The sequence below is a fragment of the Shinella sp. GW821-FHT10F02 genome (assembly GCF_058809275.1).
In genome coordinates this window covers 473,123-486,924 of record NZ_JBXASL010000005.1, presented here as the reverse complement: position 1 = coordinate 486,924, position 13,802 = coordinate 473,123, and the positions used below count along the sequence as shown (strand labels likewise).

At 65.2% G+C, this 13,802-nt stretch carries 8 protein-coding genes; 4 read left to right on the top strand and 4 right to left on the bottom strand.

The features are described 5' to 3' along the window. Positions 1 to 23: 23 nt before the first annotated feature. The 3 genes from AC1RWL_RS18535 to AC1RWL_RS18525 form a co-directional block, all read right to left on the bottom strand. Positions 24 to 4,199 (bottom strand): translocation/assembly module TamB domain-containing protein, encoded by a 4,176-nt coding sequence (locus tag AC1RWL_RS18535; RefSeq protein WP_493095335.1) that lies wholly within the window; start codon positions 4,197 to 4,199, stop codon positions 24 to 26. A 104-nt stretch (positions 4,200 to 4,303) separates the two neighbouring features. Next, positions 4,304 to 6,229, bottom strand: coding sequence for an autotransporter assembly complex protein TamA (locus AC1RWL_RS18530; RefSeq protein WP_493095336.1), 1,926 nt, complete (start codon positions 6,227 to 6,229; stop codon positions 4,304 to 4,306). Between the two features lie 269 nt (positions 6,230 to 6,498). Then, positions 6,499 to 6,762 carry a YMGG-like glycine zipper-containing protein gene (locus AC1RWL_RS18525; protein ID WP_256121305.1) on the bottom strand — a complete coding sequence of 88 codons (264 nt, stop codon included), beginning with the start codon at positions 6,760 to 6,762 and terminating at the stop codon, positions 6,499 to 6,501. A gap of 445 nt (positions 6,763 to 7,207) precedes the next feature. On the opposite strand from AC1RWL_RS18525, the gene AC1RWL_RS18520 reads away from it, so the two are divergent. The 4 genes from AC1RWL_RS18520 to hemA all read left to right on the top strand — a co-directional run bounded on the left by AC1RWL_RS18520 (position 7,208) and on the right by hemA (position 12,444). Next, complete coding sequence (locus tag AC1RWL_RS18520) at positions 7,208 to 7,699, top strand: (2Fe-2S)-binding protein (RefSeq protein WP_256121306.1); 492 nt, start codon at positions 7,208 to 7,210, stop codon at positions 7,697 to 7,699. 114 nt (positions 7,700 to 7,813) lie between these two features. Then, positions 7,814 to 10,165: a xanthine dehydrogenase family protein molybdopterin-binding subunit gene (locus AC1RWL_RS18515; protein WP_493095337.1), complete on the top strand. Its 2,352-nt coding sequence runs from the start codon at positions 7,814 to 7,816 to the stop codon at positions 10,163 to 10,165. 11 nt (positions 10,166 to 10,176) lie between these two features. Further along, positions 10,177 to 10,974 (top strand): FAD binding domain-containing protein, encoded by a 798-nt coding sequence (locus tag AC1RWL_RS18510; RefSeq protein WP_493095338.1) that lies wholly within the window; start codon positions 10,177 to 10,179, stop codon positions 10,972 to 10,974. A 255-nt stretch (positions 10,975 to 11,229) separates the two neighbouring features. After that, entirely contained in the window at positions 11,230 to 12,444 is a 1,215-nt protein-coding gene (gene hemA, locus AC1RWL_RS18505) for a 5-aminolevulinate synthase (protein WP_493095339.1), read from the top strand. Between the two features lie 17 nt (positions 12,445 to 12,461). Here the strand turns inward: hemA and dxr are convergent, their stop codons facing one another. Further along, entirely contained in the window at positions 12,462 to 13,637 is a 1,176-nt protein-coding gene (gene dxr, locus AC1RWL_RS18500; protein WP_493095340.1) for a 1-deoxy-D-xylulose-5-phosphate reductoisomerase, read from the bottom strand. Positions 13,638 to 13,802: the final 165 nt, after the last annotated feature.

Here is a 13,802-nt window from a genome sequence, read left to right as displayed (position 1 = left end):
CGAAGTGCGAGAGCCGATCGGCCTCAATATTCCTTCTCGTAAAAGATACCCGCACCCGCGCTGCCGCCGCTGCCGGCTTCGCCGCGCAGTTTCAGGCCGCGGCCGACGTCGAGGTTGATGACGGCCTTGGCGCCGTTGGTTTCCGGGTCCTGCTTCAGCTCGATATAGGTTCGCTCGTTCAGGTATTTGCCGGCCGAGACGGCCGCCCGGCCTTCGGCGTCGGTCGTGATGTCGAGATCGTCGACGCCGAGCTTGCTGCGCAGGCTGTCGAGCAGGCCGGTCGAGCTGCCGCCGGCAAGCTGGCTTGCGGCGGAGGCGAGCTGCGCGATCTGCACTGCCGAAAGGTTCGACATCGAGCGGTTGAAGATGAGCTGCGCCAGGATTTCGTCCTGCGGCAGCGAGGGCGAGGAGGCGAAGGTGACCGTCGGGTTGTTGGCCTGGCCTGCGACCGTGACAGTGATTTCCGTGGTGCCGGCCGTGCTTGCGGCGACCAGATTGACCGTCGGCACGAGGCCGCCGGCAAAGCCGATATGCGCGCTGGTAAAATCGAGGCGGCGCGTCAGGATCTCCATGCGCCCGCGCCGAAGCTCGAAGCCGCCGGAGACGACGGGCGATGACGAGGTGCCGGTGATCTTCAGGCTGCCGCCGAGCTCCGCATTGATGCCGCGTCCCCGCACGAAAAGCTGGCCCGGCGCCTCGATGGTCAGATCGAGCGCGATGCCGCGCGAGGCGCCATCGCCGCCGCCGCCCTGGTCGCGCTGGACATCCGCCGTCATACGCTTGACGTCGGCCGGCGCGTTGCGGTGCTTGATGGCGATTTCGGAGAGCGAGGCCGGCAGTTTCTGCGGAATGGTGACGTTCGCCTTGTTGATGCGCACCTTGCCGCCGAGCGAGAGGGCGGCAACCGGCCCCTTCAGCGTCAGGTCGCCTGCGACGTTCGCCGTCACCAGCGTGCCGTCGACATAGGTAATGTCGCCGAGCTTCACCGTGACGTCCACCGGGAAGCCGCTTGCCGGATCGATGCCGACGCGGCCGCTCGCCGAAAGCTGGCCACCGCTCGCAAGCTTGCCGGAGACGGTCTCGATCACCGCCTGGCGCCCATCCATGGTGACGCGGATCGTCAGGTTCTCCACCGCGAGGTTGCGGCGCACATCGACAAGGCGCGCGCCGCCTGCCGTGATGCTGCCGGTGACCGATGGCGCCGCCGCCGTGCCGCCGATCGAAACGTCGACATTGGCATTGCCGGTGAGCACGAAACCCTGCGCGGAGAGCTGCCCCTGCAACAGACCGAACGGCACCGTGCCGTTGAATTTCAGCCCGAGCGGCGTGGCACCACCGATGCCGACCGTGCCGCCGCCGCGGAAGGAAAGACCACCGGCGCCGGAGAGCACCGTGTCGAGCCGCACCTGATTATTGGCAAAGGCGCCCTTGGCATTGATGCTGAGCACGCCGATGCCAGCCCCGCGGGTCTGGCTCGTCTGCGCCCCGCTCCAGTCGAGCGCATAGTCGACGACGGGGGCCGCCGCCTTGCCCTTGACCGTCACCGTGCCGCTGATCGCGCCCTCGGCACCGAGACCGGCGGCGAAATTGTTGACGAGGTCGGCCGGCAGCGCATTAAGGCGAAGCGCCAGATCGAGCGTCTCGCCCGCCCGGCCGGAGACCGCGACGGAGCCCCGGCCCGCCTGGATCGTGAGGCCGTCGAGCGTCGCCACGCCATTGGTGACGCCGATCATCGTCGGCTTGGCGAGCTTCAGCGCGATGCGCCGCGGTGCCGCTTCGAAGGCCTGCAAGGCGACGTCGAGGCCGCCGTCTCGCTGGAGGACCTGGCCCTTCGTCACGAGCGGCGCGCCGTCGAGCCGGCCCGCGAGATCGAAATTGGTCGCTTGCCCTTCACGCGAAAAATCGAGGCGCAAAGCGTCGAGCCGGTTCTCGCCGGACGCGATCCGCTCGGCGCGCACCGTGCCGGTGATCGCGGCGGTGGCGAGGTCGGCGATGGTGAGATCGACAGCCGGCTTGGTGATGCTCACCGCGTCGCGCCGGATGGCGGAGCCGGACGCCTGCACCGTCGCCGATGTCTTGCCATTGGTCGTCGCGATTTCCACCTGGCCGGTCAGGTCGCCGGCCGCCTGCTGGCCGGCCATGGCGGCGAGCAGGCCGAGATCCGGGAAGTCGAAGCGGATGGTGCCATCCGGCATGAAATTCTCGGCAAGTGCCAGCGATCCCTTCAGCGTGTTCGGGCCGATTTCCGCCTCCAGCACCGGCACCGAGATGCGCCCGCCTTCCGAGGTGATGCTGGAGCGCACGTTGATCGGCTGCCCGTCGAGCGCGCCGGTCGCCGTCAATTCGCCGGACGGGCTGTCGGCAACGGCCTTGCCGGTGAGCGTCACGACGAGGTCGCTGAGTGTGCGGCCGGAGAGCGTCGCGCCGCTCGATGTGACCTTGGCCGAAACGTCGAGCCCCTGCACCGGTCCGGTCGCGGAAAGCTCGAAGGCCGCCTCGCCCGCGGCATCCGCGAGCAGCTTGCCGAGATTGAGCACCTTGCCGGTCAAGGCAGCGTCGAGATTGCCGCCGCCAAGCGACACCGTGCCCGCCGTCTCCAGCGTCCCGGACTTGACCTGAAGGCCGGAGACCTGGACGGCTCCGTCGCTCGCCAACTGGACTCGTCCCTCCATCGCGATGGTCGTGTCGAACTTGCCGGAAAGCGCCAGCGGCAACACGGCCGGCAGCGCGAAGAGCCGGAAGTTGACATCCGCCTCTCGGCTTTCGAGGCCGTAGCGGCCCGAGAGCGTGCCGCCGATGCTGGCGCTTTCGAGCGTCGCGGGGTCGAAGGCGATCTCGCTTGGCGATACGTTCAGCGTGGCGACGAGCTTGGCCGGCCCCTTCACCATGCGGTCGAGATCGGCATTGGCGAAGGCCGTCGCACCGGTTTCCAGCGTCACATCCACGCGGCCGGATTGGCTCGCCACGTTGAAGGCATCGCTCTTGGCCGAAAGGCGGATGTTTTCCACGCGTCCGGCCGGCAGCTCGGCGGAAGCCACCGTCGCATCAACCTGGAGCGCCGCAGCGCTCGCCTCGCCGGTCAGCGAAATATCGGCGCCGTCGATCAGCACGCGCGCATCGCCCCCGGCAAGTGGCCAGCGGAAATCGATCGGGCCATCCCGGCCGGCAAGCTTCACGTCGAGATCGTTTGCGCCCTTGGCGCTGACGGTGCCCGATGCGCCGAGCGTCATCGCGCCCGTCGAGATCGAGCCCTTCTCAATGCGCAGCATGTCGGAGCCGTCAAAGGCCGCGACGACGTCGATGCCCGTTTCGCCGGCAAAGAGCGGGCGAAGCTGCGGCGGCATCAGCGCGTCGAACGTGCCGCCGCCGCTGAGCGCGATCGTGTGCAACCCGTTAGCTGAAAGGTCGTGACGCCCGTCGACGCGCAGCATTTCCGTGCCGTCGAGGGCTGCGGAGAGGCGGCCAGTCCATTCGGACAGCGGGCCGTCGCCCGTCAGCCGGATCGCGACGGCGGGATCGTTCGGAAGCTTCAGCAACGCTGCAAGCAGCCCGCCTTTCGGCTCGGCGACGTCGGCTTCCAGGCGAAGCTGGTTGTCGGCCGGGTTGAAGACGATATCCGCATTGACGCGGGCATCGGGCCGCGCCTGTTCCGAGGCGGAAAGCTTGACCGCGACGCTCTCGGCCGTGGCATCGCCGCTGCCCGACAGGACGATGCGCTGGTCGCGGCCCGCAACCGTGCCAGATACGAAAAGCTCCGGAACCTCCAGCGCGTCGACATGAACCTCCACCGGCAGCGTGAACGGCGTGTCGGATTTCTCCGCGTCCGGTTTGGGCTGCGGCAGGCGCAGCAGGGAGACGGAGGAAGCGGCGATGCGCTCGGCATCGAAGCTGAAGAACAGCAGTTCCCACGGCGACCAGTCGACCGCAAGGTCGCGGATTTCCGCATAGGTGCCCTTGTCGTCGCCGATGGTGATCGTGCCGGCCCGCAGCTTGCCGGTGAGCAGGCCGGACGGTTCGCTGATCGAGATGACCTGCCCGCTCGCAGCCGCGATCTTCTCCACCTGCGAAACCGCAAAACGCGCGCCCGCATCGGTAAAACCGACAAATCCGAGCGCCGCGACAAGAACAATCAGCACAAGCACAAGGGCGTAGCCGATATATCGAAGCGTGGCGCGGAGAATTCGGGACAGCCTGTTCATGCATCATCCATTTCGCGTGCGGGGAGCGCAAACATTCGCTCCTCAACGTCTTGAATCCAAATCGCGCAATCGATCAAGAGCCTAGACGAAAATTGGGGCGACAGTCAGAAGGACTGGCCGATACCGGCATAAACCCCGAAAGAGGTCCCGCCCGGATATTTCTTGAGCGGCACCGCGACATCGAGCCGAAGTGGCCCGAACGGCGTCGCGTAGCGCAGGCCGATGCCGGCACCCGCCCGGATATCGTTGAAATCCGGCACCTCGTCCGTCGAGACCGTGCCGACATCGAGGAAAGGCACGACGCCGATCGTCTCGGTGACGCCGATGCGCGCCTCCGCCGAGGCCGCCACGTAGGAGCGGCCGCCGAGCAGCTTGTTGCGGCTGTCGCGCGGAGAAATCTCCTGGTAGCCGTAGCCGCGCACCGTGCCACCGCCGCCCAGGAAGAAGCGCCGCGTCGCCGGAATGTCCGAGAGCTCATCGCCGCCGATGATCGTGCCGGCGGCGATCTTACCGGCCAGAACGAAGCGTTTTTCCTCGCCGAGCGCCTGGTAGCCGGTGATCGCGCCTTCGAAGCTGGAGAAGAAGGTGCCGCGCTCGATCTCGTAGCTCGGCTTCGCGCTCAGCATCGCACGATAGCCTTCCGTCGGGTTCAACTTGTCGTCGCGCGTGTCGCGCACATATTCGATCGGAATGGCGACGGTGAGATAGTTGTTCTTGCCGAAGGCGTCGTCGACGTCGCTCCACATGACCTCGCCGCCGCCGCTCACCGTGTCCGTGTCGGAAAGCTCGATCGCGACGCCGGCAGCCCCCGTGATCGTGAAGGCCCGGTAGGCATCGGGATCGACGATCGAGGCCTTGACACTGGCATTGAACGTGGTCGCCGGCCCGAAGGCGCCGGGCTTGGAGAACAGGATGGCGCTCGAATAGTCGAGATTGCCGACATCCTTGGTCTCGCCGATCCGGTTGATCGCCCCTTCCACGCGCAGCGATTCCGCCTCACCGAACAGGTTGCGATGGCCCCAATAGCCCTGCAGGCCCAGACCGTCGGTGTTGGAAACCTGCGCGCCGACGCCGAAATAGCGGTGTTTGCCCTCGGAGACCTCGATGGTCATCGGCAGCGAACCATCCGGCGCCAGCTTGTCGGCCTCGCGGATCGTGACGCTGGAGAAGACGCCGAGCGTGCGCAGCCGTTCGGCAGCCTTGGTCAGCGCCTCCGGCGAATAGGGCTGGCCGGCATTGATGCGCGAATAACGCTGCACGAAACCCGGATCGACCGTCTTGGTGCCGGTCACGCCGACCTCGCCGACAGGAGCCACCGGCCCGCCCTCGGCGGCGATCACCACATCCACGGTCTGCGTCTTGTGGTCGGCGGTAGCGTTGCGTTCCGTCAGCTTGGCGAGCGGCCGGCCTTCCGCCTTCAGATCGACGACCATCTTTTCGCCGGCCTTCAGGATGATGGTTGAATCGGCCCGGGCACCGGGCACCAGCCCGTAGTCGGCCGGCTTGCGCCCCTCGGCATCACCGGAAAAGACGACGTCGCCGAAGGTGAAGGCCGGGCCGGGCTCGACGCTGATCGTCACCGGGATGGCGCCGCTCGTGTTGAATTCCGGATTGGGCGGCAGGGAATCGAGGTCCTGCCCGTCAATGGTGACCGTCACCACGCCGCCATAACGGGCGTTTTCGTAGAGCGCGGCAAGAATGCGATCACGGTCGTCGCGCGCCTTGATGACGAGGCCGAGATCGCCGGAAACCGGCGTGCCCTCGTCCTGCTTGAGGCGCGCCGTATTCTCGATCGCCTCTTTCAGGTCGCCGTCGTCCGTGCCCGGCTCAAGCGTCAGCGTGTAGTTGACGGGATCGATGACGGCGGTGGTTTCCTCCTCGTCCTCGAAGAACTTCATGCCGAAGATCTCGAAGGCCGAGGCAGGCCCGACGGAAAGCGGCCCGCAGAACAACGCGGCAGCAACCGCGAGCGCGGTGCCAGCTCTCAGAAACGCAAAACTCTTTTCCGGCCGGTTCACTTTATCCCGCATCCGCAGTTATCCGTCGCCTTTACTCCTTGGGGTGCGGGGCAAACGGCGGACCGGCAGCTTCCGTCACAAACTTCGGGCGCTCTGGTTCATCCAGAGCTTTCAGGCAGGAAAAGACCCTAACGCGTTAGGTTTTCCGTAATGTTAACGGTGGTTTTACACGGATGGAAACAAGATTTGAAGCACCGCAGCGGTGATTTTACGTCACACTCGCAAAAGCAAAAGCCCCGGAGACACTCCGGGGCTTCGTATAGGTTGCATGAATTGGGGTATTAGTAACCCGACGGGCACCGGTCGATATAGCGGCGGCCGTAGCGGTCACGGTAGTAGCACTGGCCCGGCTGCTCGGAAACGCTGCCGATGACAGCACCCGAAACGCCGCCGATGGCAGCACCCACGGCAGCACCGCGGACATCACCCGTGACGGCGCCACCGATGATCGCGCCGGAGACGGCGCCGATACCCGCACCCTTTTCCGTCTGCGTGCAGCTGGCGACGGCGAGGCCGACCAGAACGAGCGCAATGACTTTCTTCATGAAGATCTTCTCCAAAGTTGAGTGGCGGCCGCGTTTGCCGGGTCCGCCTATCCCCTTCTACTCAGACACATACCGGGGCCGTCATCGACGGTTGGTCTGTCCGGGATCGAAAATATACTCGGAAATCGGGAAGTCCATGCCATTCAACTATTTTTTTGAGCGGCGAATAAATATCGTTTCCATTTCGTTTGGTAAGCCCGCGCCTATCGGCGGTCACGAGAAATTTCGCCTGCGCCCCAAAGTAGCGGTTGATCGGCGCCGCAAAAAGTCAAATGATATGACTGTTGGGGCCGCGTCGAGTGCGGCCTCAGGCTGCCGGAATGCAATGCGCGCGAATGAAGATTGCTGGTGTCGTCTGATCCCAGGCCCGCGTCGCGAGACGCCCGCTGCATGTAACGTCGGATCGATCGGCCCCAGCGGACAAGGAACCGCCAGGGAGGAACGAATGGCGAAAGTGGCAATGACCGTCAATGGCCGGAAGGTGAGCAAGGAGTGTGAGGACCGCACGCTGCTTGTGCACTTCATCCGAGACAATCTAAGCCTCACCGGAACCCATGTCGGCTGCGATACCTCCCAGTGCGGGGCCTGCGTCGTGCACATGGACGGCAAGGCCGTCAAAAGCTGTTCCATCCTCGCGGCCCAGGCTGCGGGGTCCGACATCCTTACCATCGAGGGCCTTGCCGCCAACGGCGAGCTTCACCCCGTCCAGGCCGCCTTCAAGGCCAATCACGGCCTGCAATGCGGCTTCTGTACGCCCGGCATGGTGATGACTGCGGTCGACATGATCAACCGCTACGGGGCTCAGCTCGACGAGAAGACGGTGCGCGAGAACCTCGAAGGCAATATCTGTCGATGCACCGGCTACCATAACATCGTGAAAGCCATCCTCGCCGCTGCCGAAGACATGGGCGCGGCAGGCCGGCAGGCTGCGGAATAAGGGCAGCGAATAGGGATGGCGAGTGGCGAATAGGGCGCAACACCGCACCCACGCCACTCCCCCCTATTCGCTACTCCCTATTCGCTATTCGCTCATTCTGTGGAGGAGATGAAGATGGGTGTCGAAGGTATCGGCGCGCGCGTCGCGCGAAAGGAAGACAAGCGGTTCCTGATGGGCCAGGGCCGTTATACGGACGACATGTCCGTGCCGGGCATGCGCTATGCCGCATTCGTGCGCTCGCCGCACGCGCATGCGAAGATCAGGAGCCTCGATACGTCTGCGGCCGAGGAGATGCCGGGCGTCATCGCGGTCTTGAACGGCAAGCAGATGCTGGACGATGGCATCGGCAACCTGATCTGCGGCTGGATGATCCATTCCAAGGATGGTTCGCCGATGAAGATGGGCGCCTGGCGGCCGATCGCGCATGAGACGGTGCGTTATGTCGGCGACGCCGTCGCCGTGGTGGTGGCCGACACGATGGGCGAGGCGCGCGACGCGGCCGAAGCCGTCGTCGTCGACTACGACGTGCTGCCCGCCGTCACCGATGCGGTGAAGGCGCTCGAAGCCGGCCAGCCGCAGCTGCATCCGGAAGCGCCCGGCAACCTCATCTACGACTGGCAGATCGGCGACGGTGATGCGACCGATGCGGCCATCGCAGCCGCCGCCCATGTCACGGAAATGAAGATCATCAACAACCGCCTCGCGCCGAACCCGATGGAACCGCGGGCAGCGCTCGGCATCTACGATTCCGCCGAGGACCACTATACCTGCTACACGACGAGCCAGAACCCGCATGTCGCGCGCCTCGTCATGAGCGCCTTCTACAATGTCGCGCCGGAAAACAAGCTACGCGTCATCGCCCCCGATGTCGGCGGCGGCTTCGGCTCGAAGATCTACATCTATCCCGAAGAGATCGTCTGTCTCTGGGCCTCCAAGCGCTCCGGCGTGCCCGTGAAGTGGACGTGCGACCGCACCGAGGCCTTCCTGACGGACGCCCACGGCCGCGACCATGTCTCGACGGTCAAGATGGCCTTCGACGCGAACAACCGCATCACGGCGCTGAAGGTCGACACGATCGCCAATTTCGGCGCCTACATGTCGCTCTTCTCCTCCGCCGTGCCAACCTATCTCTATGCGACCTTGCTCTCGGGCCAGTACGCCATCCCGGCGATCCACGCCAATGTGCGCGCCGTCTACACCAACACCGTCGCCGTCGATGCCTATCGCGGCGCCGGGCGGCCGGAAGCGACCTACCTGCTCGAACGCACGATGGAGACGGCGGCGCGCGAACTCGGCGTCTCGCCGGCGGAACTGCGCCGCGCCAACTTCATCCGCACCTTCCCCTACCAGACGCCGGTCATCATGAATTACGACGCCGGCGACTACGAAGCCTCGCTGGAAGCCGCCATGCAGGCCGCCGACTGGAACGGTTTTCCCGCCCGCAAGGCGGAAGCCGCCAGCCGCGGCATGAAACGCGGCATAGGCATGAGCTGCTATATCGAGGCCTGCGGCATCGCGCCGTCGGCCGCGGTCGGCTCGCTCGGTGCCGGTGTCGGCCTCTGGGAATCGGCGGAGGTGCGCGTCAATGCGGTCGGCACGATCGAAGTGCTGACCGGTTCGCACAGCCACGGCCAGGGCCATGAGACGACCTTCGCCCAGTTGGTCGCCGATCGTTTCGGCGTGCCGATCGACAGCGTCTCCATCGTGCATGGCGACACCGACAAGGTGCAGATGGGCATGGGCACCTATGGCTCCCGCTCCGGCGCGGTCGGCATGTCCGCCATCGTGAAAGCGCTCGACAAGGTGGAGGCGAAGGCGAAAAAGATCGCGGCCCACCTGATGGAGGCCGACGAGAGCGACATCGTCATCGAGAACGGCGCCCTGAAGGTCGCCGGCACCGACAAGACCGTGCCCTGGTTCCAGATGGCGCTCGCCGCCTATACCGCGCACAACCTGCCCTCCGGCATGGAGCCGGGCCTGAAGGAAGGCGCCTTCTACGACCCGGCCAACTTCACCTTCCCGGCCGGCTGCTACATCGCTGAGGTCGAGGTCGATCCGGAGACCGGCAAGACGAAGATCGTGCAGTTCGTCGCCGCTGACGATTTCGGCAACATCATCAACCCGATGATCGTCGAGGGCCAGGTGCATGGCGGCATCGCGCAGGGCATCGGCCAGGCGCTGCTGGAAGGCGTGCACTACGATCCCGACACGGGCCAGCTGCTGACGGCGAGCTACATGGACTACACCATGCCGCGTGCCGACGACCTGCCCTCCTTCAACGTCTCGCACCAGGTCACGCCCTGCCCGAACAATCCGCTCGGCATCAAGGGCTGCGGCGAGGCGGGCGCCATCGGCTCTCCGCCGGCGCTGATGAACGCCATCACCGACGCCATCGGCAACAACAACCTCACCATGCCCGCAACGCCCCAAAAGGTCTGGGCGGCTGCGCGGCTCGCCGCCAACTGACGGAGGGAACCATGTACGCCACGAATTACCATCGCGCGTCCTCGATCACCGACGCCGTCGCCTTGCAGTCTTCCTCCGACGAGGCGAAATACGTCTCGGGCGGCATGACGCTGATCCCGACCATGAAGCAGCGGCTGGCGGCCCCGTCCGATCTCGTCGATCTCCGCCATATCGCCGAAATGAAGGGCATCTCCGTCAACGGCAGCCGGGTCAGGATCGGCGCCGGCACGACGCATGCCGAGGTCGCGACCTCGGCGGAACTGAAAGCCGCCTGCCCGGCGATCTGCCACCTCGCCTCCCATATCGGCGATCCGCATGTGCGGCATATGGGCACGATCGGCGGCTCGATCGCCAACAACGACCCCGCCGCCGACTACCCCTCCGCCATGCTGGCGCTGGGCGCGACGATCGTCACCAACGCCCGCGAAATCTCCGCGGACGACTTCTTCACCGGCCTCTTCGAGACGGCGCTGGAAGACGGCGAGATCGTCGTCGCGGTCACCTTCGACGCGCCGGCAAGGGCCGCCTATTCCAAATTCCCCAACCCGGCCTCGCGTTATGCGATGGCCGGCGTCTTCGTGGCGAAACGGGCGGATGGGGGCGTGCGGGTGGCGGTGACGGGGGCCGGCTCCAATGGCGTGTTCCGCCATGCCGGGCTGGAGGATGCGCTTGCCGCCAACTGGTCGGCAGATGCCGCCGCGGGCGTCGACGTGGATGCCTCCGACCTGCTTTCCGACATCCACGGAAGCGCGGAATATCGGGCTAACCTAGTGAAAGTCATGGCCAAGCGCGCGGTCGCCGCCGCCTGACCCCTCGAAAAAGTTGAAACTGTTCGATTAAAAGGACGGTTGAGACCGTCCTTTTTTCATGCAGACTTGACATGCATCAACAGGAAATGGCCTTTGGGGGCTTAAGATACATTGGAATGGTTCAAAGGTGGCGCAATTTGCCGCAGCGCTGATCGTTGCAGCCGAAGGGCGCCTGATATAGCCGATTGAACGACAGCCAACGATGACGGTGTCCGGTAATTAGTGTCCGGGCGATTGCCGGACTGGAGACTCTGGATGGACTTCGAGACCTACTTCAAGAACGAGCTTGGCGGCCTGCATCAGGAAGGCCGCTACCGCGTTTTCGCCGACCTGGAGCGCCAGAAGGGCAACTTCCCGAAGGCGACGCGCCACACTGCAGGCGGCCCGCAGGACGTCACGGTCTGGTGTTCGAACGACTATCTCGGCATGGGCCAGCACCCGACCGTCACCGAGGCGATGAAGAACGCCATCGACCAGTGTGGCGCCGGTGCCGGCGGCACCCGCAACATTTCCGGCACCAACCACCACCATGTGCTGCTGGAGCGCGAACTCGCCGACCTGCACGGCAAGGAATCGGCCCTGCTCTTCACCTCGGGCTATGTGTCCAACTGGGCAGCGCTCGGCACGCTCTGTTCGAAGATCCCCGGCATCATCTGTTTTTCCGATGCCGGCAACCACGCGTCGATGATCGAGGGCATCCGCCACTCGAAATGCGAGCGTGTGATCTGGAAGCACAACGACCTCAAGGACCTCGAAGCCAAGCTCGCCGCCGCTGATCCCCGTGCGCCAAAAATGATCGCCTTCGAATCGGTCTATTCGATGGATGGCGATATCGCGCCCATCAAGGAAATCTGCGACCTCGCCGACAAATACGGCGCGATGACCTATCTCGACGAAGTACACGCCGTCGGCATGTACGGCCCGCGCGGCGGCGGCATTGCCGAACGCGAAGGCCTGATGCACCGCCTGACCCTCATCGAGGGCACCCTCGGCAAGGCCTTCGGCGTCATGGGCGGCTATATTGCCGGCTCGGCGGCACTCTGCGATTTCGTCCGCTCGTTCGCCTCGGGTTTCATCTTCACGACCTCCCTGCCGCCGGCGATTGCCGCCGGTGCATGCGCCGCCATTCGCCACCTCAAGGTCAGCCAGGTCGAACGTTTCGCGCACCAGGAGCGCGTGCGGCGCCTGCGCTCGGCGCTTGACCGCGCCGGTATCCCGCATATGCCGAACCCCAGCCACATCGTGCCGGTGATGGTGGGCGATGCCGCCAAGTGCAAATGGATCTCGGACCTGTTGCTCGACAATTTCGGCATCTACGTCCAGCCGATCAACTACCCGACCGTGCCGAAGAAGACCGAGCGCCTGCGCATCACGCCGACGCCGCTGCACACGGATGCCGATATCGACCATCTCGTCGGCGCCCTGCATTCGCTCTGGTCGCGCTGCGCGCTCGCCCGCGCCGTCGCTTAAACGAAATTAAGCGAGACCTATCCGATGAGCCCGGCGGCCACCCGCCGGGCTTCTTCGTCTGCGGCAAAGACGTCGTCCATCGACGTGGCCTGCGGCAGGTGGCTGAGCCTGTCCATCACCTGCTCGGCAATGTCGGCCATCTCCAGAAACCCAATACGCCCGCCGACGAATGCATGAAACGCCACCTCCTCGGCCGCATTCATCACGCCCCCCTGCAAACCGCCGCGCTCCAGCGCCGTGCGGGCGAGCCGTAGCGCCGGGAAACGCACCTCGTCCGGCGCCTCGAAATCGAGCCGCGAGAGCTTTGCGAAATCCAGCCGGTCGACATTGAGCGCCGAGCGCTGCGGATAGGTCAGCGCATAACCGATCGCCGTGCGCATGTCGGGAGAACCGAGCTGCGCCAGCACGGAACCATCGACATAACCGACCATGGAATGGATGATCGACTGCGGATGCACCACGACCTCGATCTGGTCCGGCCGCACATCGAAGAGATGTTTCGCCTCGATCATCTCCAGCGCCTTGTTGAACATCGAGGCGCTGCCGATCGAGATTTTCAGCCCCATCGACCAGTTGGGATGGGCGCGGGCGATATCCGCCGTCACACCCGCCATCTGCTCCCGGCTCCAGGTGCGGAACGGCCCACCGGAGGCCGTCAGCACGATGCGCTCGACGGCATGGCGCTGGTCGTCCTCCAGGGCCTGGAAGATCGCGCTGTGTTCGCTGTCGACGGGAATGAGCTGCCCGCCGCCCTCGGCAACCGCCTGGACGAACAGGTCGCCGGCCGAGACGAGGCATTCCTTGTTGGCCAGCGCGATATCCGCGCCGCGCTTTGCCGCCGCCAGCGTCGGCGCCAGGCCGGCGGTGCCGACGATCGCCGCCATCACCCAGTCCGCATCGCCCGAAGCCGCGTCCATCAGCGCAGCACGCCCGGCGGCCGCCTCGATGCCGCTGCCGGCAAGTGCATTCTTCAGCTCCGCATAGCGGCCCTCATCCGCGGTCACGACCAGCCGCGCGCCGCAATCCTTCGCCTGCGCGGCGAGCAGGTCCACATTGCCGTTGCCGGTCAGCGCAACAACCTCGTAGCGTTCGCGCCCGCCGAGCTGGCGCACGACGTCGAGCGTGCTGGTGCCGATAGAACCTGTGGAGCCGAGAATGGTGATGCGGCGTTTCTGCCGCTGGTCGGGAGCCATGGTGAATTCCGCGTTTTTCTTGTTTTCTACAAATGGCTCTACAGGCGAAAGACGCCTGCAACAAGTCATCGAAATGCTGTAAAGCGAAGGCTTGGTTCGTCTTGTGGAACCCGCGGCTTGACCTTTTCGCCCGGTCGGCCATAACGTCCCGGCAAAGCGGTCTTC

Excerpts from the sequence above, each read along its gene's own strand:
- AC1RWL_RS18510 (WP_493095338.1), top strand. The coding sequence starts at position 10,177 with ATGTACGCCACGAATTACCATCGCGCGTCCTCGATCACCGACGCCGTC.
- AC1RWL_RS18535 (WP_493095335.1), bottom strand. The coding sequence starts at position 4,199 with ATGAACAGGCTGTCCCGAATTCTCCGCGCCACGCTTCGATATATCGGC.
- AC1RWL_RS18515 (WP_493095337.1), top strand. The coding sequence starts at position 7,814 with ATGGGTGTCGAAGGTATCGGCGCGCGCGTCGCGCGAAAGGAAGACAAG.
- dxr (WP_493095340.1), bottom strand. The coding sequence starts at position 13,637 with ATGGCTCCCGACCAGCGGCAGAAACGCCGCATCACCATTCTCGGCTCC.
- hemA (WP_493095339.1), top strand. The coding sequence starts at position 11,230 with ATGGACTTCGAGACCTACTTCAAGAACGAGCTTGGCGGCCTGCATCAG.
- AC1RWL_RS18525 (WP_256121305.1), bottom strand. The coding sequence starts at position 6,762 with ATGAAGAAAGTCATTGCGCTCGTTCTGGTCGGCCTCGCCGTCGCCAGC.
- AC1RWL_RS18520 (WP_256121306.1), top strand. The coding sequence starts at position 7,208 with ATGGCGAAAGTGGCAATGACCGTCAATGGCCGGAAGGTGAGCAAGGAG.
- AC1RWL_RS18530 (WP_493095336.1), bottom strand. The coding sequence starts at position 6,229 with ATGCGGGATAAAGTGAACCGGCCGGAAAAGAGTTTTGCGTTTCTGAGA.